Here is a 25428-nt window from a genome sequence, read left to right as displayed (position 1 = left end):
AATCTTGTACAATCTCCCAAGTTGATTTGCGATAGTCAAAGTAAAAGCTCGCACTGTAATTTAATATATTAGGAAGCACAAGCAAAATGTCACTATTAGAAGCACAGCAACTGACAATGAGATTCGGCGGTTTGACAGCAGTAAACCAAGTTAGTTTAACCTTGGAAAAAGGCTCGATCGCCAGTTTAATCGGCCCCAACGGTGCGGGTAAAACCACGTTTTTTAATATGCTGACGGGTATCTACAAACCGAGTGCCGGTCAGTTGCTGCTAGAAAATAAGAATATCACAGGTTTACCACCCGATCGCCTAACCAGCTTCGGGATTGCTAGAACCTTTCAAAATATCCGCTTGTTTAACAATATGACTGTGCTGGACAATATTTTGGTAGGCAGACACAGCAGAATGAAGACAGGTTTGCTGGGTGCAATTCTCCGCCCTCCGACTGCCATGGCTGAGGAACGCGAAGCTAAAATAAAAGCGCTGACTATGCTGGATTTTGTCGGTTTAGGCGTGAAGAAGGCGCCGGAGTTGGCAAAAAACCTTTCCTACGGCGACCAGCGCAGATTGGAAATTGCCAGGGCTTTGGCTTCCGATCCGAAAGTGCTACTTTTGGATGAACCGACTGCGGGGATGAACCCGAACGAAACGGCTGATTTAACTCGCTTTATTTACAGAATTCGCGATGAGTTGGATTTGAGTATTTTGCTGATCGAACACGATATGAAAGTGGTGATGGGAATTAGCGATCGCGTGAGTGTGATGGAGTACGGTACTAAAATTGCGGAGGGAACTCCCGCAGAAGTTCGCGCCGATCCTCGCGTGATTGAGGCATATTTGGGGAAAGAAGAAGATGCTAACGGGTAATAGTTAGAGTTGAATTGCAAAAATAATTAGGACGGGTACGCGAGCCCATCCTAAAATTTGATTGCAACAACTTTGGCAATTTTATCGGTTATTTCGCACAGATAAGTGAGGTGCACAATGCGCACCTTACGGATGGATTTCGGAGATTTTTGCTAAGCTTTTGATGAGATTTCATAGAATTTATTCTTGAGTTTTCGCGCCCTGACCAACAATCCCAAAAACAGTGCTGTACCTAATATTGTGCTGGGTTCTGGAACTGCTTCTGCTTGTGCTTCTGCTTGTACTTCTGCAAGATTGTTCTTAATTTCTACTAATCTTAAGCTAGTGGCGCTGTCGAATGTCCGTGAATACCTCCAAGAAGTAAATAGCAGGCTTTCTCTACTGTTTCCTTGTCCGTAAGGTGGCCTCAAAGTTAATTTAATTGCACTGAAATCGAAGTTGTTGCTGCTGCTGTACAGGCTCCGAGTAAAGCCCTGAGAAGAGTCTAAATCGCTAGAAATCTGAAAAGAATCTAATAAAATGTTGGTAACAGTGTTAATCAATCCGAAAAATATACTTCCCCTGGCGATGGCCCGTTCAGATTGGCGGTTATCAACGGATGTAAAAAGATTTAAATCTGTCTTAGCAGCGAAGGAAAAAGTTTCTTTGGCATCAATGTCGAAGTCGCCGATAACTGTTGCTTGACTTTGGGCTAAACCTGCATAGTTGCTGCCGCGGCCTGCGACTTGACTCTTGGAGATATTTGCCGCCAGCAATTCCTGACAGTTAGATATAAAAGCTGCATCAGCGTTGGCTTGGCTAATCACAACACCGTTGTTAGCTATCGTCGTAGTGTTAGTGTCAGTAGATGTACCTGTCTCTGTCGGTCTGTGACTGAAGTTGTTAATGGTTACTTGTGCGGTAGAACCTGCTATTGTGGCAGCAATGCTGGGCGCGATACCTACAGTCAAGCCGCTGACTAAAGGAGTTGCTAATAAAAATGCCTTAGCGAAGCCCGCCCCTACGGGGGCTACGCCAACGAAGAGGATCGCTCCAGTGCTGTGATTTAATTTCATGGCGGATCTCCTAAAATTTGTACTTTTTTTAGTGCTGTTATTCTTTTTTTGTAGTGGTTGGTTGTACTTAACGTATTAATACTATCCCTTGAGTGAGAGATTTTTGTAAAGCTACCGTCAAGAAATCATTTGTTTGATTAAAAGTTGTGTAAAGCAGGTGGCAACAACTTATCAAAATACCTGGAGTCAAAGCTATTGCTGGGTGTTGATTTAAGTAAAAATACTGTTTACTATAAAAAAGATTAATTTTAAATTAATGCAATAAAAATTTATAATTAGTCGGGATAATATAACAAAGCACAAAGCAGAAAGAGTAATTATGTTGGAAATCAAAGACATTCACACGTATTACGGAAATATCCACGCTCTCAAAGGAGTATCGCTAACTGTCTCGCAGGGAGAAGTTGTGACATTAATCGGTAGCAACGGGGCGGGCAAAACTACAACTCTCCGCACGATTCAAGGGCTGCTGCGCCCGCGAGAAGGTACTATATTATTTGAGGGAAAGCCTTTGGAATCGCTGTCTACAGAAGCCATTGTCCGTTTGGGTATTTCTCAAAGCCCGGAAGGGCGGCTGATTTTTCCGCGGATGACGGTGCAAGAAAACCTGGAAATGGGTGCTTATCTGCGCAACGATACTCTCGGTATTAAGTCGGATCTGGAAAAAGCTTTAAATTTATTTCCCCGTTTGCGAGAAAGAATTAGTCAAAAAGGGGGCACTCTCAGTGGGGGTGAGCAGCAAATGCTCGCGATCGCCCGGGCTTTGATGTCGCGCCCTCGTCTGTTATTGTTGGATGAACCGAGTATGGGCTTGGCGCCGATGTTAGTCAGTCAAATTTTTGCAATTATCCGCGATATTAATGCCCAAGGTACTACTATTTTACTGGTGGAACAAAACGCGCGTATGGCTTTGAGTGTAGCTAATCGTGGTTATGTGATTCAAACTGGTGAGGTTGTAGTCGCTGGTAGTGCTAGCGATTTGCAGTCAAATGAAACTGTTCGCAAAGCCTATTTAGGTGAAAGTTAAATATGGGAATTGGGCATTGGGAATTGGGCATTGGGAATTGGGAATTTGTTATTTGTTATTTGTTATTTGTTATTTGAAAAACAAGTAACCACTAACCACTAACCACTAACCACTAACCACTAACTATTCCCCATACCCCATGCCCCATGCCTAATGACCCATTTGCGATCGCAACTTCCCCGTTTCCAATTCCGTTTCAAAAGCCGATCGCACCTTTTCCCACTCCGCTTGGGCTTTTGACAGGCGATCGCGCGCGGTACGCGCATCAAACACCTGTTCCCCTCCAGACTCAACCGCCACGCGGCCCATATACTCTAACTCCTTGCATACTTCCGAAAAAGACACCGCTCCTAAATTAGCGCTGCTCGACTTTAGCGTGTGAGAAGCCAGCTTCAAACTATCAGCATCGCCGAGAAAAATCGCCTCTTTAATTGTTTCTAAATACTGCGGTGCGTCTGACAAATATATCTTAATTAACTCCCCCAAAAAATCTGGATCTTCCTCATCGTCTAGCTCCCGGAGACTTTCCAAAATATGAAAATCAATCGGCGAATTAGCTCCCGGTTTGACCATCGAAGCTCCAACAGCCGCACTGTCAAGTTTGTCAGAAATATCTGGATTTTTTTGCTCAGTAACAGCATCCAATTCATCCCGATGCAGAGGTTGGCACTGCGAGAGGGCGATCGCCAACTCTTCGCGGCGCACAGGCTTAGTAATATAATCGTCCATACCTGCTGCTAGACACTTTTCGCGATCGCCCTGCATCGCATTAGCCGTCATCGCAATAATTCTCGGCTTCTGATTAGCTGGCCATTCCCGACAAATGCGGCGCGTCGCTTCCAACCCGTCCATCTGGGGCATTTGCACGTCCATCAGCACAACATCGTAAGATTGCCGCTTCAGCGCCTCCAAAACCTCCAAGCCATTAGCCGCAATATCAGCGCGATATCCTATCCTGTCGAGCAAATGCGTAGCGACTTTTTGATTTACCACATTGTCCTCGGCAAGCAAAATCCGAATCTGACTAGAATTAGCTGCATCTCGTCCGGTAGAATTGTTTGGAACTTGCCTCAAAACCGCAGGCGTCCGCTGCGCGCGGTGCTGTTCTTGAGAATTTTCAAAATACTTCAATCCCGAAGTCAAAGTCGGCACATTTGAAACTTCTCCCTTGCCGCTTCTGCCGGCAACATAGCCAAAAACTTGCAGCAATACATTATAAAACTGCGACTGTTTTAGAGGCTTCGTTAAAAAAGCCGAAAAATGTACTTCTGTAGTTTCGAGTTTTTTCCAAACTTCCGCCTTGCTCAAATAAGTAAACAGCACCAAAGGTAGCGTCACTTTGCGAGGGCTTTTAACTTTGATAATATTGGGATTTAGCGCGTCGTTGCTAGACAAAGTGCTCAATTCCCATGAACGAATCTGCACGGCCAAAGCCACACCATCCATATCTGGTAGATTCATTGCCAAAATAGCCAAATCGATCGCGGAGTTTTCTTTGATGACTTCCAAAGCCTCAGCACCGGAATTTACAGCCATGGGTATCATGCCCCAAGCCTGGGCCTGCCGGATCAAAACTTGCCGGTTAATGGCATGATTTTCGACAATTAACACACGCTTACCAGCAGCAAATTCCGGCAGTTTTTCCTGACTAGCCTTTTGATTAGCTTCAGCAATTACCGTGAAATAAAAAATCGAACCAGAGCCCGTTACCGACGGCGCATAAAATCCCGCAGGTGGAGTTCCTGCCATACTTTGTCCGATCGCAGAAACTGCCTGTCCAGACTTAACACTTCCGGGAGCAACCTGACTGACTACCCACATTTCTCCCCCCATCATATTGCTCAAACGCTGGCTGATAGCCAGTCCCAAACCCGTCCCCCCGTAATGTCGCGTTGTCGAAGCATCCACCTGCGAAAAAGCCTTAAACAGGCGATCCATGCGATCGGGCGGAATACCAATTCCGGTATCTTGCACAGCAAATTGAATCTCGTACTGTCTGTCATCTACCAGCTCTTCCTGGTTATTTGCTAGCGATTGCGTCTCTATAATATTGATTTTTTTTAGCGGACTATTAGCAGCTACCTGGTTAACTTTTTTAGCTGTACAACAGACCACTATTTCTCCCGATTCTGTAAATTTAACTGCATTTGCCAGTAAATTTACTAAAATCTGGCGCAGCCTCGTGACATCTCCTAAAATATTTTTGGGAACAGAATCATCAATAAAGTAAGCCAACTCTAAACCTTTTTCCGAGGCTCTTGGCGCCAGCAATTCCAGAGATTCTTCTATACAATTTTGCAAGTCGAAGGGGCTGCGTTCCAAATCCATTTTTCCGGATTCAATCTTGGAAAAATCGAGGATATCGTTAATAATAGTCAGCAAAGCATCGCCGCTGGTGCGAATTGTCTCCACAAAATCCCGCTGTTCTGGCGTTAGTTCCATATCCAGCAGCAAACCAGTCATCCCGATTACCGCATTCATCGGAGTGCGGATTTCGTGACTCATCGTCGCTAAAAATTCGCTCTTAGCTCTATTAGCAACTTCCGCCGCTTGTCGCGCTTGTTCCAAAGCTTCATTTTGCTCTGCTAACTGTCGCTGTCGCTGAACTTCTGTTTCTAAAAGTTGTGCTTGAGCTAAGGTAATTCCCACTTGAGCGGCAACATCTTCTAAGAGTTCAATTTCGTCGGGAGTCCACTGGCGAGTTGCATCGCACTGGTGCAAAGTAATAATTCCATTCGGCTCTCCTTGATAGGAAGTGCGAACGGCTAACATAGATTTTAATCCGATGCGGCGGCACATGGGCACGGAAGATTCCAGCAAAGGATCGGCAAACACATCGGGAGATGCGACGGCTATATCTTCAGCGAGCAGTTTTTCTGTGTAGGGGTTGTAAGTGACAGAAAGTTCTAAATCTAAAGCCGATTCGTGACCTGGTTCTAAGTATTCGGCGACGCAAGGAAGGTGCGGGTAAGGTTGGGAAAGATAGGTGTGAATTGTACAGCGATTGACACCGAATACGCGGCCGATTTGGGTGGCGGTAGTCTGAAAAATTTCTTGAGTATCTAAGGTCGATCGCACTTTTTGAGTGATTTGCTTGAGCAGTAACACCCGCTGGTACTGACGCTGCAAAGTTCGCTCTCGCTCTTCCCGGGCAATTTCGGCGCCTATGTAATTGCCCATCAACTTTAAAATTTCAAAATTCAGCGGTTTTAAAGGAGCTTTCTTCGTGCGGGAAGTAAAGCTCAAAGTGCCAAAAATGCGCCCTTGCACGATTACCCGCGTGCCGACAAAAGCCTCTAACCTGCGCACTGCGTAAGCTGGGTGGTTGCGCCACTCAGTAGTGCCGGCTGATTCGATCGAAATAGGTTCGATCGATCGCAAAACCTCTCGTTCAAAGGTTCTGCTCAAAGCAAAACCGTCTCCTTTGGCAAATCCGAAGGGAAAATCCGACGGTACGTAAGCCGCGAGCACTTCGTAGCGATCGCCCAAAACCCTGCCCAACAGCCCGATATCCATGCCAAACTGACTGCAACCCATCGCCAGCAACCGAGCTGTTCGCTCGTCAAAAGAGCCCTCCGAGCCCACCATTACCTCGTAGAGCGATCGAATTGCGCGCTCGCTTTCCCGCAGTTCCTCAACTGCTTCGACGCGGTTGCAGACATCGTGCAAAGTCCCTAAAATTCCAGCTATTTCACCTTGGGAATTCAGCCGAACTTGGGCAAAAAATTCCACCGCAACAAACCCCGAATTCGGCGCAATTCCCAATTCATTTTTAGGCGACTCTAAGTTATATTTAAATCGCAGTTCTCTGCGATAAAATTCCGACTTTCCAGACAGCAAAGACTCTAATAAATTCACACATTGCTGGCGCTCATCTGGATGCACCCAATCTAAAAAATTAGTTGCCAAACTTTCGGCAACCGAAAAACCCGTGATTTCAGTCCAAGCGCGGTTGAGGAATGTCCAAATCCCCGCCGCATTCATCTGAAAAATGACTGTTGCTTTCAAAGAGTCAAATACTTGGAATTGCTGCACATCGCAGTTTTTGATCTCTAACTGCTTGTTTGGACTAATATCTGTGTGAGTGCCGACTAGCCGCAGCGGTTTGCCCGCAGCGCTGCGCAAAACTTGACCCCGGTTGAGCACCCAAACAGTGCTGCCGTCTTTGCAGTACATCCGGTATTCGGCTGCAAAATCTGGTGTCTTTTGTGCGAAGTGATCTTCTAAAGCTGCCTTTACTCCGTCAATGTCATCTCGGTGGATGCGACTCCACCATTCCGATCGGCTATTAGAAATTTCCCCTTCTTGATAGCCCAGCATTTCTTGCCACCGCGCCGAATAAAAAAACTCATCAGTTTCGAGATTCCAATCCCAAATTCCTTGATTGTTGACAGCAGCAGGGAGAGTTGGGGGCGGCAGGAAACTGTTTTCAGAAATTCCTGCTCTCAGGTGGCTATGGGCTGGGGTTCGCTGTATTTGGGCTGAGAGTCTTTTGTGTTGGGCGTTGCTAGATTCTAGCTGGCGCTGCAAAGCCATCAAGCCAGAATGCAGGGATTTTGCATCTAGGGCTTGTAACAGGATAGTTTTAGGGTTGACAATCCCGATCGGCTGACTGTTTTCGTTAATGACTAATAAAGGTAACTGGCAGTAGTTTTTTTGCAGTAAGGCGATGGCTGCTTCCAGGGTAGAGTGCGATCGTACCAGCGGTGGCGAGCTGCTGCAAATAGCTCCCGCTTTAATTTTGTTGGCATCTCTGTCTAGCGCCTGCAACTGTACCAGATCCCGCGAACTTACCACCCCAACCAGTTTGTGGAGGTTGGGATTTGTAAATTTAGAATTGTGATCGTTAGTCGAGTTTGGTTCGGGGGTTTCAGTGATTAATACATAGCTAACATTGTGCCTGAACATCAGTTGCGCCAAATAGCGAACCGAAGAAGTAGCAGGAGCATGAATTATTCGCGAGGCGGCGATTTGAGGGATTTGAGAAAGTTTAATTAAACTCGCGGGCAGCTCTAATTTTGGATGCAAAATTGGCTGTGGCGGAGGAAACGCGAAGGCTGCCGCAGGTGGCTCAGCGTTGCTGGCTTTTTGTGTCTGTTCCCCAATTTCCTGTAATAGTTGTACCAAGCTTTGAGAGCTAATTAAACCAACAAGTTCATCAGCATCGCTGACGATCGGCAAATGGCCGATCTGATTTTTATCTAGCAGATTTGCTAATGCAAAAAAGTCGGGAATTTCCGCAAATCTTGCTACAGTTACGGTTCTGATCATGATTTGCTCGATCGCAAATCCTCTCAAAGCAGCGCCGATCGAACTTAGCTGTACTACATCACGGGCTGTAAAAATCCCCAGCACCGTCTTGCCACCAACATAGTCGGCTTTTGAGCCGTTGAGACTCGGCCCGTTGACGGATGGCTGTACCGCACGCGGTAGACCGTTAAAAAAACCCGAGTTTGCCCGCAATTGTGGGGAAGTGCCATTGGTGGGATTTCCAAGTTCCAAATTGCCGCGCGGTTCTACCACGAGGACGCAACTGGCTCCTGTGCTGCTCATCAGCTCGATCGCCTGTTCTATGGGCGTCCCAGGGGTGACGGTGAGGGGATTGCGGTTGATGACCTGACTGAGAGAGGGAATAAACATCAGGGGGCATAAAAATGATATTTGTTGGAAAAACCCGCACGCCGGCAGCAGGTTGATTGAGAGGCTTTGCCCGCGAGGTTTCCTGTGCGCGCTCAAAGTAGATGTATGATTACACTCATCCCTAGTTCTAGCATCTTGGCATTTAAAATTAATTCCGTGCCAAATCCTGACCGTTGACAGGTAATCACAAGTCAGAACCAATGCTATCTGCCAGAAGGCCCACATCAAGACCCATCGGCTGTTCCTCGGTTAGCCCGTCTTGCAGCAGGTGACGCGAGCAAGAATTTCTGCGATTGTGTGGACGGCACCCTACTTTCTCGCCCTCAACGCAACTCTCGCTCGGATTCTGTTGGAGGCAAGATACCTACACGCTACCAATTTACCAGGGGCACGACGCGTATCACAAGATGATCGTTTAGGTATTTCAATTGTCGAATTAGCGATAGCTGGGCGAAACAGGCAGAAAATAATTGCGATCGTAACTCAACTAATTCTATGTTATCCCAATTGTGACTCCGAAGATTTTAGATTCAATTCGGGCGATCGAACTTAATGAGAATAGCGCTGTTCCCGGGCACCGCAAAAGTCGCATTGCCGCCCTTGAGGGTTAAGCTACCAACAACCTCATCCATTGCTTTCAAACTAAATTCCCGTACCGTACCATTACCGGCTTCGATCAGAGCAGAAATATCAGCACTCACAGTATAAGAGTTGGCTCGGTCGTTGACAGCCAGCAAGTAAACATTGTTGCTAGCATCAAGAGTAGCAACTGTCATTAAACCAGAAAAATTAGTGATAGGAAAAAATATAGGTCTCCCCCCCTGCAAAGCTCGAATTCCCATCCGCAAAGCATAGTAGCTAGCGCGCCGTTTTCCTCCGTCCCCCATCAAACCTTCCGCCAATCCCGGCTTTCCCCAATCGTACAAACAGAATATGTGACTCCCATAAATATAATTATCCCCAGGTTGGGAACCTCGGATCAAATTTTTAATCAAACTTAAAGCTAAAGAGAAATCGTTATAGCTAATTTGATAACTTCCCCATTCTCCCACCCAAAGCTGCGAGTTAGCACGGACAGTACCTTTCATCCAGCCGCGCACTTTGCGGGTGTAGTTAGAAACATCTGCATCGTAATTGTGAAAGTTGACAATATCAAAATAATTAGGAATTTCTCGCAAAGCATCAGCAGGCCAACTGCTGCCGCCTACGGTTTTGGGGCCGTGGATGCGGTATGCGCGCGAAGGCAAATAAGTTTTGTAAACAAAGTCGATCGCATCTTTAGCCACCTTCACCAACTCAAAATAATCCGCCCTAGTACCCCCCCAACCCTGAAGGCGGTTGTCCGGTTCGTTGTGAATTTCCCAATCATCTACGCGGTAATCGTTACGAACATTCAGCCAATAAACAGTCGCAAACACGTGTTCCCACCACTCGTTCCAATCTTCTTTGGTGCGCGGCGGATTCAGTTGGAGCGCCCAAGAGGGATTCCAGCTACTATCAACATTCCGAATGCTGACAACCGGGCGAATATTTGCTTGTTTGAGAGTATTAAAAATAGTCCTTGCATTACCAGGCCAAACAGTACCAGGCGATCCCGACCACGAATAATCGCTACCCAGGGGCGGAGCGGTCATAATTTTATCCCAATGCGCCCAATTAATCATATTTGGATCGGCCTTAATTTGGGAGATTTCCGGCCAGCCGTATTTAGCGTCATCATCTTCCGGTTCCCACCGGGACATCCCGCCGTAAATCCGGTAGGTATTAATTCCCAAATCTTCCAAATCTTTGAGGTCAAAGTTGATGTTACCTTCGACTGCGCCGATGTAGCGAGTGCTTACACCCGCAGCAGTCCGGGAGAATTTTATGGTGGCGATGTTTTGAGCAAAAATTGCGATCGGGCTGCACAACTCAAGAATGAGGGCGATTAAAAGGGCGATCGTAAAATTCCGAATTATAGTTTTTGATAACACTGGTAGATAACTTAGGTTAAAGGATAAAATTCTGGGCTTCTGATATGTATGATGTCACCAAAACAGAGTGCAAAACTTTTCTTGACTCGATCGCATTTTTTTAATTAGGCAATCTCAAAAATTATAACGCGACTCATCCCAGATGCCTCAGCCGCTTTAGTAAAAATTTTCAAATACATAAAATCTCCCCATCGCTTCTCAAAAGCCCCGCCTTGATTCCTTCGCAGGCCAATTTACGGGAATAATGCTCAAATATAGAATCTCAGGCTGACTGTAAACTATTGCCATGCAGCCGGACTATCTATTATTTTCTATCATACTTAAAGAGAGCCATCGCTAATCCAACTCGACTAACGATCGAGTTGGTTAGCTGTTGCAATAAATAAGCATTAATTAGCTTAATTTTAACAATTAATACCTACTTGCTGACCCAAAAAATCTCTCATGTAGCGATTCACTAACTGCGGCTGTTCCTGCTGCACCCAGTGGCTGCAATTGCGAATGTATTGAATCTGAAAATCCCGCACGTAATCTGCGGTTCCGTAGGTTAACTCTTTACCGAGAGCCCTATCATTTTCGCCCCAAATCATCAGCGTCGGAACTTCCAGGAGCTCTCTATGCGGGCGATCGACAAATCCGCGAGCAATGTTGCGGTAATAATTGATAGTAGCAGTCAGAGCCCCCGGTTTAGCTGCCGCATCTTTGTAAGCTTGGATATCGGAGGGTGTAAAGCTGCTTTTGTCAACGGCCATGCCTTGCAAAGCGCGATCGATCGCCCGATAGTCGCCCAACTTAATTAAAAATTCCGGCAAAAATGGCAACTGAAACAAAAAGATGTACCAACTTTTGAGCAATTGTTGGCGAGTGCGCAGCCCTTCAGCAAACTTGGCCGGATGCGGTAGATTCATCACAATTAATTTATCCACCATTTCAGGATAAGCATAAGCAAAATTCCAGGCGATCGCCCCTCCCCAGTCGTGGCTAACTAAGATGCAGCTTTCGTATCCCAAACCCTGAATAATGCCCTTGACATCTTGCACAAATTCTGCCATCACATAAGCAGATTTATCCTTGGGTTTGTCGCTGTCATTGTAACCTCTGAGATCCACAGCAACAACCTTATAATCTGATGCAAATTCCGGGATTTGATGGCGCCAAGAATACCAAAACTCAGGAAATCCGTGCAGCATCAGCATCAGCGGCCCAGAGCCTTGAGTAACACAGTGGAGTTTGATGCCGTTTGTAGCGATAAATTCGTGTTTCCAAGCAGCTTCTAGCACAGACATATTTGATGTTTCCTCCTTCTCTCAAGATATGCTAGCAGTTATACCATTTGAAATTTGAGATTCGAGATTGAAAAATTGGGCATCAGTCAGGACGATCGTGCTTTCCTTCTTGCTTTGTCGGACAGGCTTTTTAGCCTGTGCTTGTTTCAGAAGCCAGAAAGCCTGTGCTTGTTGGGAACAGGTCGATCGCCACTGTCCCTAAAAATTGCTATTTCAGGTAAAATATTACTATAATGTTGTTGGCATCCCGAAAACTGTCAAGCCAAAAATAACTAATTTTAGAGCGGGCCAAAATCCAGATCCTGATTAATTTGAGGTTTGGTGAAGGTAGAAACTTAAATAATTCAGAACTTGCGAGGACATGAGGAATGGAAAAAGTTAATATTGTGTCTGGCGATCGCCTGCAAAACATTGTTACCCGCTTGACAGAGCGTCTCAAGCGCGACGTATTAATAGAAAAATCCCTATACGAAATTCGAGAAGTTGTGCAGAGCGATCGCGCCGTGCTGTATTATTTTTACCGGAAGTGGCAAGGGCGAGTGACTTGCGAGACATTGAGCGCGATCGAACTGTCAATCTTGGGATCGACGGGCCCTGACGAGTGTTTTAACGGCGAATACGCTGCTTTGTACGAAGCCGGCAGATTCAGAGCAATTGCAGATATTGAAACAGAGCCAATTCACCAATGTCACCGAGAGTTTCTGCGCAGCATGAAGGTTCGCGCTAATCTAGCCGTGCCGATTTTAACCCAAAAAGGACTTTGGGGGCTATTAATTGCTCATCAATGCGGCGGGCCTCGCACTTGGTCGCGATCGGATATTGAATTCATGCAGAAACAAGCACAAAATATGGCAATGTCTCCCACAATTCAAGATAGTTAATATTGAATGGCTTCCACAAAACTTTAAGCTCGAATAACTGTAACCGATCGCCGCAGTGGAGTAGTATCAATCTCAGTTTTCAACCGTTGTTCGATTTGTGGTGCATTCTCGCGGCGATCGAATAATACCAAGCAACCGGAATCTTGTCCCAATCGACGAGCCAAATATCCATTTAACTGTTCCAAACCTTTGCCTCTAGCAAGGGTTGGCGGCAAGGAGTTTTCGGATGCTGGGGGAGCGAAACCCAAGAATAATGTCTTGAGGAGACACGCCGCGTTGAATCAGTTCTCGATCGATATAAATCTCGGTACTGTTGTGTTGAATCCAGATTTGATTTTCGATGATATCGAGCTGCATCGCACACCCATAGATGCGATATTCGTCGCGCCATTCGTTGTGCATAACGAGGTATCGATCGCGGGCGATATCGAAGATTAACTGAGCATTTGCGTCATTTTTAGCAAAGTCTTCGAGAAAATCACAAACAATTTTGCGGTATTCGTTTAGTCTATCCATTGGTCGATCGCCTCACGAGTGGGATTGTAAATAATTAGTCGGATTTCATAACGTTCGATGACAGTTTTGGCGGGTTCAAATCTCAGAAACATTTGGTAGGTATCGGTGGGTACTGCCAGATACAGTATACGTTCTGGTTCGCTAGAGACTTCGATCGCAATCCGATAGTTGAGGAATTGACCGAGGGCGGTGTGGAATTCAGAAATGGTGGAACCACCTGCAAGACTTTTGACTTCTACAGCTATTTTACGTCCTTCTTTTTCAGCGGCGATCGCTTCTTCGGCTGCAAGATCGATGTAGACATCAGCAACACCATAGCGTAACTGCTAGGGAGGGTGGGTAATCTTCCAGCCATCTTTTTGTAGGGCGATTTTGACTGTGTTGTGGAAGAGATCCTTTGCCATTTTTAGTTTGGGTTCTAATTGGACGTATGCCCCTTGGGTAGGATTACGATCGCGTGAGACTTGCTGTTTCCCCATCGTACTGGAACTGATCGAGGGTTCCTTCCTTGATTTTTTCGATCGCATCTTCGATCGCTTCTAGTGGAACGAGGAACCACTCCCTTGGCTGCACTGGGATATCAAAGCGATCCTGAAATTCTAAATCCAATCGAGCACCGCTGAAAAACTTGTGCAGGAGTGCCTCAAGTCGCTTTCGGTTGATATTTGCCAATTTAAATTTTGCGACGATTTCCACATCTGCTAGCAAATAAGTCGGGTCTTTCTTGGCGTTAGCAATTCGTTTTTTTACATCGCCTCCGGTGACGCCGATTTTGTGAATAATAAACCGATTTTCCACAATGAAGGGATGTTCGGATTTGCTCCTGAGCACGTAAATATAGCCAGTTGGTAAGTCGTCTGCTGCTTCAATGTGAGAAAACAAGGGGCCGAAATCTGGGGTGGTGATGCGGCGGCTGGCTTTGTCTTTATTTAAAGCACGCTGGAGCGATCGCACCAGCAAGTCACTCTCGGTAGCGTTGTCATACACCACCCTCAGCCGGCAGTCTTGCCGCCCATAGTCGCTGATAAACGGCTCACCCATATCAACTACCATCACCTTATGCCCATCGAGGATGAACAAATCACCCTCCTTTACGGCCGCATAGTCTTGGTATTTGATGGTTTGCCGATCGCCCGACTGCAATTGGCGTTGCAATTTGTCAAAAATGGGTTTGAATTCATCAAAGTCTTGGCAGGGAGTGCGTTGGGCGATTTCCTCCGCTGCTTTGATTTCGCTGCGCGATCGCACATGAGTAAGCTGAGTTACATCGTTCTCTGAGGCTGCATCGATGCCAAGGGAGTCCAGCAGCATTTCATCGTCTGCTTCTACGATCGGGCTAGTATTCGCTTCAGCAGCTAGCAATCCGCGAGAGTCTAGTGGTTCCAAGACGGCGCGACATTCCTCCGATTCTCGCAGGCGATCGAGCCGCACTGCATAAAGTCGCTCGAAAATATCTCGATCGTCCCCATGCTGGGGCAGTCTGCCCTGTTCTTCCACAAACCGCTCGATTTCCTCGAAGCCTGCGATAATACGCTCTTCCCTAGCTGAGCGCTGGCCGGATGCTTCGGGGGCGATGTCCACTCCCAATTCGGCCAGCAACTCCAAATCTTCATCGGTGGTGTACTTAGGAGGCATTTTTTTCCTCCTTCACTTTGCGCGTTAGGAAAGCAACCCCTTCAGCCATCCGTTTTTCCCACGGATCTGCTGCTGTGAGAGAAGGTAATCGGCCTTTTTCTTGTTTGAAACGACTCGCCCGTCTGGCTAATTCCCGTGCTTCTTCCACGCTGAGGACGATCCGTTTGGCGGCAATCACTTCTGCTACCTGGCGCAGTCTTTCTTCACTCATCGACTTGGCCAGGATCGCGTAGGCTTCGCCAAAGGGATTGATGCGATCGATCAGATCCATATCGAGGTCTGTTACCGATAGGGCAAACTTCCTAACTCCATCGATCAGTGAGGTGTTTTTCGCTGCTTCCCCACCACCAGGATTTGTGGCATACTGTCCACCACTTTCGTTCATGGTTTTTTTAGCTTGTTGGATTAGGGTGAGGGCCGCGATCGCGTGTTGGCGAATGGCTTCTCGATCGCCCTCAACTAGATTTGGGAACTTCTCTTTGACGATTTTGCCCATGCGAACCTGGGTTAGTTCCTCCGGCACCAGTTCCTCATCAAATAGGCCACGCTCGATCGTAGGCTTATCTTGGACAAAGGCAGTCACCAATTCGGTCAAGTCTTCGCGGCAGATGCGATCGGCCTCCGGGCTTTTGGGTTCGACTAATCCCTTAATTTCCATTTGAATCAAGCCTTTTTCTGGATTGATGCCCACGTTGCACTGATTGGGATTGTAGCCCTCTTGTCCGTAATCGAAGCCCGGTGTCGCTCGATCCTCCGGGCGTTTGGGTTTGAACTCGAAGCGCGGGGCGAGCACCTGTTCCATCAACAAGCTGGCAGCAATGGCTTTGAGAGTATCGTTTACTGCCTCGGTGACGGCAGATTCGGCGGCATCCGGTTCGGCAATCAGGTTGGTGAAGCGGGCGCGGGTTTTGCCCGGTGCATCGCGGGTGGCGCGGCCGATAATCTGAATAATCTCTGTCAAACTGGAGCGGTAGCCGATCGTCAGGGCGTGTTCGCACCAGATCCAATCGAAGCCTTCTTTTGCCATACCGAGGGCGATGATGATATCGATGTGGTCGCGATCGTTCTTATGTTTGGAGTCTTTCAGGGCGGCGGAGACTCGATCGCGCTTCGTCGGATCGTCATCAACGAGATCGGCGATTTTGAGAATCGTGCCGTCGGCGGTTTTAACGAGTTGAAATCCCGTACTCGGATCGGTTCCCTGCCATTCGCCCAATTCCTCGATGATGTGTTCCACCTCGCGGATTTTGTCCTTGGTACTTTCGCGGGAATTAACGTTAGGAATGTGCAGGATGGTTTTCTCTTTCGGGTTGAGCACCCGCACGATTTCGTCGGTATAGCTACCTGCATAAAAGTAGTAGCCGATATCGAGTTGCTTGAGGTATTGGTAGCCGTTGAGTTGTTCGTAGTAGGTGTAAGTAACAGTGTCAAATTTTGACTCGTCTTCTGGATGCAGCACGGCCTCGGCATCGCCACGAAAGTAGGAACCGGTCATCGCCACGATATGCGTCTTGTCGCGGGCCATGAGTTGGCGGATGCGATCGCCCAGTTTGTTGTCTGGGTTAGCCGAAACATGGTGAAATTCATCTATGGCGATTATGCGATCGTCCAAAATTTCAATACCGAACTTGTCCACGGCAAAGCGGAATGTGGCGTGAGTACAAACCAGAATCTTGGCATCGCTGGCTAGAAACTTCTGTACTGAGTTCACCTTGCCGCCGTCGTTTCCCGGTGCGTCGCAGAGATTCCACTTCGGTTCGACTTGCCAATCGGCCCAAAACCCAAACTGACTCAGGGTTTCATTATGGAAGCTAGAGCCGATCGCCTTTTCGGGCACTACAATGATGGCTTGTTTGAGTCCTTGATTCTCCAACTTGTCTAGGGCGATAAACATTAATGCCCGACTTTTGCCGGAGGCGGGAGGCGATTTGATCAGGAGATATTGTTCGCCGCGCTTCTGGTAGGCGCGTTCCTGCATCGGGCGCATACCAAGGGCGTTGGGGCGGGTAGAGGTGCCATCCTGGGCGTAGGTGACGGAAACTGAGGGAATGGCGATCGGTTTGCTCATGGGTGGGAGTTTTTTTCTTTGAGACTCGCTAAAATCGGTTTGCATTAAAGCACTTTTTTGTTGATATATATGCGTTTTAGACTTCGAGACTCGCCAGCATCGATTTGCGTTAAAGCACTTTTACGCCCAAAAAGGGAGATAGGATGCATAGCGAGTAGATGTCGATTCTGATTCGTCCATCCTAATCAATCCAGCTTCTTTAGTCGCTTTGATTACCAATGAAACGGTTGCTGCACCGGATTCGCTCAACCGAAATCGATCGCGTAAGGTCTGATTAGACATCCGTTTGTTGCTGACATAAAGCAGGCAACAATGCTGATAACAAGCCCGAATTCGATCTGGTTTACTCATGCCAGCAAAATTTTGATGGGCAAATAGCACGGTAGTGGTGCGGAGCTCGCCGACTCGAAAATCTGGTGCAGGTAGTTGAAATATCTCTGCCGTGCTGACAACTTTGTCGATACCACTCCCCTTTTCTTCGCAGATACCAAAGCGACGCATGAGGTCGGCAAGTTGCTCGTTGCGCGATCGATATTCATCAATAAAGCGCTCTACTTGAATGGGTGGGATGCCCGGATTAGAAATTTCAATCCGATCGCTATACATTTCGATCATCACTGAAGCTCCTGTGACTAGAAAATCTTGATGCACTAAGGCATTAGCAATCAACTCTCTGAGTGCCTGTTTTGGGAACATCTTAATTTCTTCCCTCACAACTTCTTCAATGAATCGATTTTGTGGTGCTGCTGAATGGACAAAATTGACTAATCCTTGAAAGCCAACAGCATAGCCACGATTGTCTGTCTTGTCGTCGCGTGTTTGGAGCTTGTTTATACCCTCGTAAATAACGACACGGGGTGCTTTACGAGCCAGGGTAGAAGAGAAGGCATCTAGCTTTTTCGCCAGAAGAATAGCAGCGAGATTTGCGATCGTCCAACCTTGAGATGTCTGTTTAATTAAATCCTGACTCTGCAATCGTTCCAAGACAGCATCGCGACTGGTTGGGTAGGGAATGTCTAACAGCTCAAAGTATGTTTGGGTATCGAGGAGCGCAATGATATCATCAGGGCTGGCATCCGATCGAGCGGATTGGGAAAACCAGTCCTGTTGATCTTCGGCAAAAATGCGTTTGAGCATATCGGGTGTCATTGGTACTAAATCTTCACCTGCTCGCATTAAATATGCGCCTTCAAAAGTGAATGCTTGCCCTACGGGACGAGTGGGTATTTCAAAAACTAGCACCCGTCCATTGGAATGGTTTAACTCTGTAACATCTACTCGAAATCTTAGTTTCTCGACAATTAAAGCTTTAATCTTATTAAGAAAAGTTGCAGATGGAAACGCTTGCGTCCCTACTACATTTCGCGGCGGTTTATTAGTGACACCGAGGACTAGATGACCACCTCCCTCATTGGCTAAAGCGATGCAGTAACGCAAAAGTTTGGTTGTATCGTATTGCTGTTTAGCTTCTTTGAATTCAAGTTTCTCTGTTTCAGCGGGGGTGAGCAACCATTGCTCTAAATTTTTGAGAGTAACCATATTATTCTTTGTCGGTTGTGATGACTAGATTTTACCTTTAGCAGACTTTTTCGATGGTGCCTGTTGACTGGTCATCTTTGTATACAATTCAAACAGTTTTTCGAGGCGCTCGGTGTCGTTTTTGAAGCGGCGGCCGATGTAGATGCGTTCGAGGATTTCGTCGTTGCGATCGTGCGCTTCTCTAACCAATGGGAATTCGGTATCCATACGATCGCGATCGTACATATCCGCGATCGTGGCTGGGAAATACTGCTCTCGCGCTAGCAGGATTTCTTCGGCGCAATGGGTGAGATCGGCTTTGTTGCGATCGGTGAGAGTGGGGACGGGGAAGGTGTTGTAACAAAGGGCTGAAGAATACCGCAAATCAGTCTTTAACTTGCCCGCAACAACACGAACCCATGACATATGTATCAAACTTAGTAAAATCGCTAAGTGCCAAAGTTCCGCATCGTATATTGCTTGGGCTGAATCACTCACAATACAGTTCTTAGAAAGCAAGCCAAAAGGGATATAATATCTACGCTCCGACGAAACCCTAGGAGCAATAATTAAATGTTTTTTAGCCTGATGTGTATAACGGAATCTATGCGGAAAATTAGTTAAACCTTTTGCAACTTCTCCGCCCTCACATCGAAATTCAAGAACTTTTTGTATTCTTTGTTTGATGTCGGGAATACTATTTGCTATATCTATGTTTTCATCATCAATCCACAGGCAATAACGTTGTTCTCCATTAATGTAATCTCTAGCACCATACACATTTCTGATGAGATGATTAGCTTCAGGGAAACGTTGTAGCATATCCAACCTTTCTTGTCCTGATAGCATTAGATTTCCTCCATCATATGGACTATTGCCAGTAATAATTGGCATTAACTCTGAAACTGGCTCAAGGGCTTGTTTTACAATTGTTTCATTTCCGGGAATTAAGTATGGACCAATGCAGGAAACTTTTTGAGCAACATTATCGCCGAAAAGATTCTTTATTTCACTGTTTCTCAGTTTGATTCCAATGATAGAGCAAATTACAGCGGCATTCCGACTTGCATTATTAGCCCATTTAAAGTCTCGATGAGCAAAGAATATTTCAACACCTAGCTCAAAAATTTGAGGCCATAATTGGTGAACTTGAGCACCCTGGTTAACTGAGTTGGTTACAACAAAGGCAACGCGAGCGTCATTTTGAATCAAATACTCTGCACCTTTTCTTAGCCATCCAGTAACATAGTCGAGTTCTCCAATTTTATTCTTAGACCCAAACGTATTTAATAATTCTTCCTTCTGCTCTTTTGTCTGGCTTTTTCCCCCTAAATAAGGTGGATTCCCACAAATATACGTCTCCCCGCCCTCATTCTCAAAATCAATCTCCGCCACTTCCCCCATCTCGCCAAACAAATCCAAATCCTCCCGCTGCACCTTCACACCCGTTCCCGTGGTTGGACAAATACTCAACCAATCCAACCGCAACGCATTCCCACAAGTAACCCAGTTATCATCCTTCAGCGGCAAAAACTCCGCCAGCGCCAACTTCGGCCCGCGATACATCACATCACATTGATACTCCGCAATAATCAACGCCAACCGCGCAATCTCACAGGAAAAGTGACGCAATTCAATCCCCCGAAAATTTGTCAACGGAATCTCAGATTTGCGATCCGGTTCACCCCGACGGCGGTTAATTTCTGCCTCAATGCCACGCATTTCCTTATACGCAATCACCAGAAAATTCCCCGATCCGCAAGCCGGATCGAACACCCGAATTCGCGCCATTCTTTGCCGCAAATTCAACAACTTTCGCGCATTATCTCCTGCGGCTTCTAACTGCGATCGCAAATCATCCAAAAACAGCGGATTCAGCACCTTGAGGATATTCGGCACGCTCGTATAGTGCATCCCCAAAGCACCGCGCTCCTCATCATCCGCCACCGCCTGAATCATCGAGCCGAAAATATCGGGATTAATCTTTGTCCAGTCCAGATTGCCAACATGAAGCAAGTACGATCGCGCAATCTTGCTAAAACGCGGCACTTCCACACCACCCGAAAACAGCCCCCCATTCACATAGGGAAACACATCCGCCCAATTGCGAATCTTGGCTGCTTCCCGCGCTTTAGGATTAGGGGGAGTACACATCGCCCGAAACAACTCCGACAGCACCTCATGGGTATTCGAGGAATCGATCGCACTCATTTTCTGAACGGTTGCCGTAAACAAACCATCGCTGTGGAAAATATTAGTATCCTCAGCAAAAAAGCAGAAAATCAACCGCGCCATGAAGTGATTTAGGGCTTCCCGGCGATCGGCTTTGTCCCAGTCTGGGTTGTCCTTCAGCAGCTCAATATAGAGGCGATTGAGTCGCCCCGTAGCCTTGATGTCAAAGGCATTCTCCCGGATCTGCCTAACCGTCGTAATCCCCGCCAACGGCAGGAAAAACCCGAAATGGTCATGAAAATCCGGGTATTCGCAGGCAATGGTTTCGCCATCAACGACATTTTCTGCCTCAAAGCTTTTACCGTCGGTGGCGAGGATGAACTTAGCCTTATGCCGAGCCGTCGCCTTGCTCTCCCGCAAAGCCGAGAGAGTGTTTGTCACCTCACCTTCTGGGCAAACCTTCAGGTGGATATTGTTCCGCTGGAGCACGCCACCGGACAGATCCGATTGGTTTGAGCTGCCGCTTTTGCTTTGGAGGCGCTTGATCGTCGTCAGCTTGTTGCCGAAGGCTTCGAGGAAAGCAAAGGGGAACTCTTCCGGGTCAAAAGGTGCTTCGGCGAGCCTGGAAACGGCTTCTTCGATTTCAACAGCATTCATACTTCGACTATAGGTAGCTCGGATTCCCTACAATTAATTTGGGTAGGGAAACGGCACTGCCGTGTCCTCGTTATCATTCCGATGCAACCGGAAATGATATCATTGTATCGCAGTTTTGGTACAATACCGCAGCTCGATCGCCTACATCCTTCTTACTCCCGTTTGGAATCTCCCTGCCTCGAAGATTGGGTGCTGTATTGAGGATTAGCTAACAGCTACAGCCTCCCCCAAAGGATGCTGCTGCAAAACCGCTTGCAAATACTTCCCAGTATAAGACCTCGGATTTGCCGCCACCTCCTCCGGTGTTCCCGCCACAATAATTTCCCCTCCCTTATCTCCTCCTTCCGGACCCAAATCGATCGCCCAATCGCAGCACCGAATCACATCTAAATTGTGCTCGATTACCAAAATAGAATTACCCTTATCTACCAATCTTTGCAGCACATTTAACAAATGGTGAACGTCATAAAACGACAAACCAGTCGTCGGTTCATCAATCAAATAAAGCGTCTTACCAGTAGCGCGGCGCGACAGTTCTGTAGCCAACTTCACCCGCTGCGCTTCGCCCCCCGATAGCGTCGGTGCCGGCTGTCCCAACTGAATGTAACCCAAACCAACATCAACCAAAGTTTGCAATCTGACGCCCGCCCTCGGAATATTTTTAAACATCTCCCAAGCTTCCTCTACAGTCATGTTCAAAACATCAGAAATTGACTTACCTTTATACTTCACTTGCAGCGTTTCCCTGTTGTACCGCGCACCCTTACAAACCTCGCACTGCACGTAAACATCCGGCAAAAAATTCATCGAAATCACATTCACCCCTTGGCCGCCGCAAGCTTCGCACCTTCCGCCTTTGACGTTAAAAGAAAACTGCCCCGCTTTGTAACCTCTTGCCTTCGCTTCAACGGTTTCGCAAAATAAATCCCGAATCACATCAAAGACTCCCGTGTAAGTAGCAGGATTAGAACGCGGAGTGCGGCCGATGGGAGATTGATCGATGACTATTACCTTATCAACCACATCCTCTAGAGACCGTTCGCCCTTGGTTTTGAGGGCTTCCATGTCAGTCGGTAAAGGAACTTTTTTGGTGAGATAGTGTTGCAGTGATGGGTACAACAATTCATTGATTAAAGTTGATTTTCCAGAACCGGAAACCCCGGTCACGCATACGAGTTTTCCCAGGGGAAATTCCACGTCTACATTTTTTAAATTGTTGCGCGTCGCATTTTTGATCGAGAGAGCTTTTCCGTTGCCTTTTCTCCTTTCATTCGGAGTTTCAATTACTCGTTTTCCCGACAGATAAGCACCAGTCAAAGATTCTTCTGCCGCCAGCAAGTTTTCTAAACTTCCTTGGGAGATGATTTTGCCGCCGTGAACGCCGGCGCCAGGGCCGATATCGACAATGTGATCGGCGGCGCGCATGGTTTCTTCATCGTGTTCTACCACTATCAAAGTATTGCCTAAATCGCGCAATTTTGTTAAGGTTTGCAGCAGGCGAAAATTGTCTCTTTGGTGCAGTCCGATGCTGGGTTCGTCCAAAACGTAGAGGACGCCGGTCAAACCCGAACCGATTTGAGTGGCGAGGCGAATTCGCTGGGCTTCTCCGCCGGAAAGCGTCATTGCTGCGCGGTCTAAGGTCAGGTAATCTAACCCCACATCGAGCAAAAATTGCAATCTTGCTTTGATTTCTCTGAGGGCTAAATCGGATATTTGGAATTGCCGATCGCTCAATCCTAAATTATTGACTCGTTCGCGACAGTCGCGAATCGAAATTCCGGTCAAATCCACAATTCCGTACTGTCCCAGCCGCACCGACAGCGCTTCGGGCTTCAAGCGTTTTCCTTCGCAAACATCGCAAGAGCGATCGACTCGATACTGTTCTAACTTCTGTTTGATCAAATCAGAACCAGTATCGTCGTACTGGCGCTGCAACATGGAAATTACACCTTTAAAATCTCTCCTCAAATCAGTCGTGCTGCTGTCTCGCTTCTTGCTTTCTGCGGTTTGTTTGGACTCATTTCCATGCAAAATCACCCGCTGGTGTTCTGGCCTCAAGCGGAACCAAGGAGTGTCGATATCAAACCCGCAACTATCAGCTACGCTGCACAGCAAAGAGAGATAATAGGAGTTGTCTTTGTCTGACCAAGGGGCGATCGCGCAATAAAGAGGTGCTTTCTCATCAGGAATCACCAACTCCGGCGCAAAAGTCCGCAAACTCCCCAAACCGTGACAGTTGGGACAAGCGCCGTAGGGCGAATTAAACGAAAACAAACGGGGTGAAAGTTCTTCCATCACCGCACCGTGTTCGGGACAAGCAAAGTTTTCCGAAAAGACGATCGGCCCGTGGGCTGGTTCAGAATTTTCGTCAGGCGGTAACTCTTCTACGATCGCAATTCCCTCAGAATGCCGCAAACAAGTTGACAGAGAATCCACTAAACGCTCTTCTAAACCCGGTTTTTTAACTAACCTGTCAACAACGATCTCGATATTGTGCGTATGATTTTTATCTAATTCGATATTTTCCGATAGTTCTAAAATTTCTCCGTTAACTTTGACGCGAATAAATCCTTCAGAAGCTAAACTCGATAATAATTTGCGGTGAGTGCCTTTTTTTCCGCGCACAACAGGCGCTAGAAGGTGAAAGCGAGTGCCGTCTGGAAGGGCCATGACTCGATCGCACATTTCATCAATTGTCTGCGGCGCAATGCAGCGATCGCAAATCGGACAGTGCGGTTCGCCAGCTCTGCCGTACAGTAATCTGAGATAATCGTAAATTTCTGTAACAGTGCCGACAGTCGATCGCGGGTTGTGCGAAGTTGACTTTTGGTCGATCGAAATAGCCGGACTCAGCCCCTCGATCGCATCCACATCGGGTTTGTCCAACTGTCCCAAAAACTGGCGGGCGTAGGCGCTGAGAGACTCCACGTAGCGGCGCTGTCCCTCGGCAAAAATTGTATCGAAAGCCAGGGAAGACTTACCAGAACCGGAGACACCAGTAAACACGATCAGTCGATCGCGCGGCAGTTCCAAATCGATATTCTTAAGGTTGTGCTGTCTCGCACCGCGAATCCGAATTGTATTTTGGCTGTTGGAGTTAGAACTCGTCACCTGATGCCCGTTGTGGGATGCACAAGGCTTGCTGTGTGAGGTTTTGGCGCGTTGGGACATGAGAGTAGTGCAAAACAGTGCTTAACCATCTTAGCGCTGCCTTTGGAATACCTGGCATCCAAACTCAAGAATATCAAAGAATCTTAAACAGTTGACAGTTGACAGTTGACAGTTGACAGTTGACAGTTGAGGGTTCAGTTTTAATGCCCGCTGCTGTTTGCACAGTAGACTGCATAATATTTACTTCCCCTGCATTGAGATTAATATCAAAGAATTGTCAAATAAGTTTCCGTCGGCCCGTCGGGCAAAACCTTCAAACTTTGATTTTTCAAATCCACTTCAATTCCCAGCGCTTCCATCGGAATCACGCCTAAAAGCGGAGTTTTCCCCTCTGGCAATTCCAGACACTCAAACGTGCCTTCGCGCCCGCACAGACAAATTTTAGCATCTTGAAAAATCCGAGCCTCACTAATGCCAGTTGCAGTCTCAACAACTACTTGCTTGAGAATTTTCAAACCCAGTCTTGCAATCACATCTTTCGGCAAACACAAAGTTGTCGCCCCCGTATCCACCAAAACATTTTCTAGAGTAACAGACCTGACTTGCTCAATAGGAATCAAACCATCTTCTGCTTTTCCTTCATCCAACCGATTCGTAACTACTAGAGTTGTGGTAACTTTTCCCATGAGGTTTTCGGTAGTTGATTGCATAATTTTTATCTGAAAAATTGCTATCTAAATTTTAGCATACAATCCTGAATTTAAACACGCCAATAAATAGATAAAATCTCGTCATAGCGGAGGTATTAAAGCATTTTTGGAGTGAACATCCCGAGAGGGTAGTCCCCTGAAGGAAAGGATCGACAGAATAAAACTGAATTTAAAGAAAAGTAGACATTTAAAGTTGTAAATTAGCATTGTAATGATGTACAAAGCGCTCTCCGGGCAGCAATATGATTTTCTAATTTTTTAGAGAAGGCTAAGCTCTTTCTTACCAGTCGAGACACTCGTTGTCGAATAGTAC

Annotated in this window: 16 protein-coding genes and 2 pseudogenes; 4 read left to right on the top strand and 14 right to left on the bottom strand. The window is 46.9% G+C overall.

Annotated elements, in window-relative coordinates; genetic code table 11:
- Positions 1-86: 86 nt before the first annotated feature.
- Positions 87-866, top strand: coding sequence for an ABC transporter ATP-binding protein (locus QT974_RS01165; protein WP_333466710.1), 780 nt, complete (start codon positions 87-89; stop codon positions 864-866).
- Between the two features lie 152 nt (positions 867-1018).
- Here QT974_RS01165 and QT974_RS01160 read toward each other — a convergent pair whose 3' ends face one another.
- Entirely contained in the window at positions 1019-1921 is a 903-nt protein-coding gene (locus QT974_RS01160) for a PEP-CTERM sorting domain-containing protein (protein WP_333466709.1), read from the bottom strand.
- 319 nt (positions 1922-2240) lie between these two features.
- Between QT974_RS01160 and QT974_RS01155 the strand changes: the two genes are divergently transcribed.
- Positions 2241-2948, top strand: coding sequence for an ABC transporter ATP-binding protein (locus QT974_RS01155; RefSeq protein WP_333466708.1), 708 nt, complete (start codon positions 2241-2243; stop codon positions 2946-2948).
- A 150-nt stretch (positions 2949-3098) separates the two neighbouring features.
- Here QT974_RS01155 and QT974_RS01150 read toward each other — a convergent pair whose 3' ends face one another.
- The 3 genes from QT974_RS01150 to QT974_RS01140 all read right to left on the bottom strand — a co-directional run bounded on the left by QT974_RS01150 (position 3099) and on the right by QT974_RS01140 (position 11847).
- Complete coding sequence (locus tag QT974_RS01150) at positions 3099-8588, bottom strand: response regulator (RefSeq protein ID WP_333466707.1); 5490 nt, start codon at positions 8586-8588, stop codon at positions 3099-3101.
- A gap of 530 nt (positions 8589-9118) precedes the next feature.
- Positions 9119-10561, bottom strand: coding sequence for a hypothetical protein (locus QT974_RS01145; protein WP_333466706.1), 1443 nt, complete (start codon positions 10559-10561; stop codon positions 9119-9121).
- A 404-nt stretch (positions 10562-10965) separates the two neighbouring features.
- Positions 10966-11847: an alpha/beta fold hydrolase gene (locus QT974_RS01140; RefSeq protein ID WP_333466705.1), complete on the bottom strand. Its 882-nt coding sequence runs from the start codon at positions 11845-11847 to the stop codon at positions 10966-10968.
- A gap of 54 nt (positions 11848-11901) precedes the next feature.
- Between QT974_RS01140 and QT974_RS01135 the strand changes: the two genes are divergently transcribed.
- Both QT974_RS01135 and QT974_RS01130 read left to right on the top strand, forming a co-directional pair.
- Positions 11902-12081: a hypothetical protein gene (locus QT974_RS01135; RefSeq protein ID WP_333466704.1), complete on the top strand. Its 180-nt coding sequence runs from the start codon at positions 11902-11904 to the stop codon at positions 12079-12081.
- Between the two features lie 152 nt (positions 12082-12233).
- Positions 12234-12728 (top strand): GAF domain-containing protein, encoded by a 495-nt coding sequence (locus QT974_RS01130; protein WP_333466741.1) that lies wholly within the window; start codon positions 12234-12236, stop codon positions 12726-12728.
- Between the two features lie 23 nt (positions 12729-12751).
- On the opposite strand, the gene QT974_RS01125 is transcribed toward QT974_RS01130, so the two are convergent.
- The 10 genes and pseudogenes from QT974_RS01125 to QT974_RS01080 form a co-directional block, all read right to left on the bottom strand.
- The gene (locus QT974_RS01125) at positions 12752-12943 is read right to left on the bottom strand and encodes a hypothetical protein (protein ID WP_333466703.1); all 192 of its coding nucleotides are present in this window, start codon (positions 12941-12943) and stop codon (positions 12752-12754) included.
- A complete protein-coding gene (locus QT974_RS01120; protein ID WP_333466702.1) occupies positions 12924-13244 on the bottom strand; it encodes a XisI protein in 321 nt (106 codons plus the stop codon). Before QT974_RS01120 ends, QT974_RS01125 begins: the two co-directional genes overlap by 20 nt.
- Positions 13232-13648, bottom strand: a pseudogene (locus QT974_RS01115) (XisH family protein). The gene QT974_RS01120 and the pseudogene QT974_RS01115 overlap by 13 nt, the downstream one beginning before the upstream one ends.
- 43 nt (positions 13649-13691) lie before the next feature.
- Entirely contained in the window at positions 13692-14879 is a 1188-nt protein-coding gene (locus QT974_RS01110; RefSeq protein WP_333466701.1) for a GIY-YIG nuclease family protein, read from the bottom strand.
- Positions 14869-16992: a DEAD/DEAH box helicase gene (locus QT974_RS01105; protein WP_333466700.1), complete on the bottom strand. Its 2124-nt coding sequence runs from the start codon at positions 16990-16992 to the stop codon at positions 14869-14871. Before QT974_RS01105 ends, QT974_RS01110 begins: the two co-directional genes overlap by 11 nt.
- Positions 16993-17067: 75 nt before the next feature.
- On the bottom strand, positions 17068-18486 hold the full coding sequence (locus QT974_RS01100) for an ATP-binding protein (RefSeq protein WP_333466699.1): 1419 nt from the start codon (positions 18484-18486) through the stop codon (positions 17068-17070).
- 24 nt (positions 18487-18510) lie between these two features.
- Complete coding sequence (locus QT974_RS01095; protein WP_333466698.1) at positions 18511-21294, bottom strand: class I SAM-dependent DNA methyltransferase; 2784 nt, start codon at positions 21292-21294, stop codon at positions 18511-18513.
- Positions 21295-21498: 204 nt separating this feature from the next.
- Entirely contained in the window at positions 21499-24465 is a 2967-nt protein-coding gene (gene uvrA, locus QT974_RS01090) for an excinuclease ABC subunit UvrA (RefSeq protein WP_333466697.1), read from the bottom strand.
- A gap of 206 nt (positions 24466-24671) precedes the next feature.
- The gene (locus tag QT974_RS01085; protein ID WP_333466696.1) at positions 24672-25115 is read right to left on the bottom strand and encodes a retroviral-like aspartic protease family protein; all 444 of its coding nucleotides are present in this window, start codon (positions 25113-25115) and stop codon (positions 24672-24674) included.
- A 187-nt stretch (positions 25116-25302) separates the two neighbouring features.
- Positions 25303-25428: pseudogene (locus tag QT974_RS01080) on the bottom strand (IS1 family transposase); the annotation flags it as partial.

The organism is Microcoleus sp. BM001215392 (genome assembly GCF_036700185.1).
Classification (GTDB): Bacteria; Cyanobacteriota; Cyanobacteriia; order Cyanobacteriales; family Microcoleaceae; genus Microcoleus.
This window is presented reverse-complemented; position numbering and strand designations above follow the sequence as displayed.

Excerpts from the sequence above, each read along its gene's own strand:
- QT974_RS01120 (WP_333466702.1), bottom strand. The coding sequence starts at position 13,244 with ATGGATAGACTAAACGAATACCGCAAAATTGTTTGTGATTTTCTCGAA.
- QT974_RS01165 (WP_333466710.1), top strand. The coding sequence starts at position 87 with ATGTCACTATTAGAAGCACAGCAACTGACAATGAGATTCGGCGGTTTG.
- QT974_RS01105 (WP_333466700.1), bottom strand. The coding sequence starts at position 16,992 with ATGCAAACCGATTTTAGCGAGTCTCAAAGAAAAAAACTCCCACCCATG.
- QT974_RS01085 (WP_333466696.1), bottom strand. The coding sequence starts at position 25,115 with ATGCAATCAACTACCGAAAACCTCATGGGAAAAGTTACCACAACTCTA.
- QT974_RS01160 (WP_333466709.1), bottom strand. The coding sequence starts at position 1,921 with ATGAAATTAAATCACAGCACTGGAGCGATCCTCTTCGTTGGCGTAGCC.
- QT974_RS01150 (WP_333466707.1), bottom strand. The coding sequence starts at position 8,588 with ATGTTTATTCCCTCTCTCAGTCAGGTCATCAACCGCAATCCCCTCACC.
- QT974_RS01155 (WP_333466708.1), top strand. The coding sequence starts at position 2,241 with ATGTTGGAAATCAAAGACATTCACACGTATTACGGAAATATCCACGCT.
- QT974_RS01140 (WP_333466705.1), bottom strand. The coding sequence starts at position 11,847 with ATGTCTGTGCTAGAAGCTGCTTGGAAACACGAATTTATCGCTACAAAC.
- QT974_RS01095 (WP_333466698.1), bottom strand. The coding sequence starts at position 21,294 with ATGAATGCTGTTGAAATCGAAGAAGCCGTTTCCAGGCTCGCCGAAGCA.
- uvrA (WP_333466697.1), bottom strand. The coding sequence starts at position 24,465 with ATGTCCCAACGCGCCAAAACCTCACACAGCAAGCCTTGTGCATCCCAC.
- QT974_RS01100 (WP_333466699.1), bottom strand. The coding sequence starts at position 18,486 with ATGGTTACTCTCAAAAATTTAGAGCAATGGTTGCTCACCCCCGCTGAA.
- QT974_RS01110 (WP_333466701.1), bottom strand. The coding sequence starts at position 14,879 with ATGCCTCCTAAGTACACCACCGATGAAGATTTGGAGTTGCTGGCCGAA.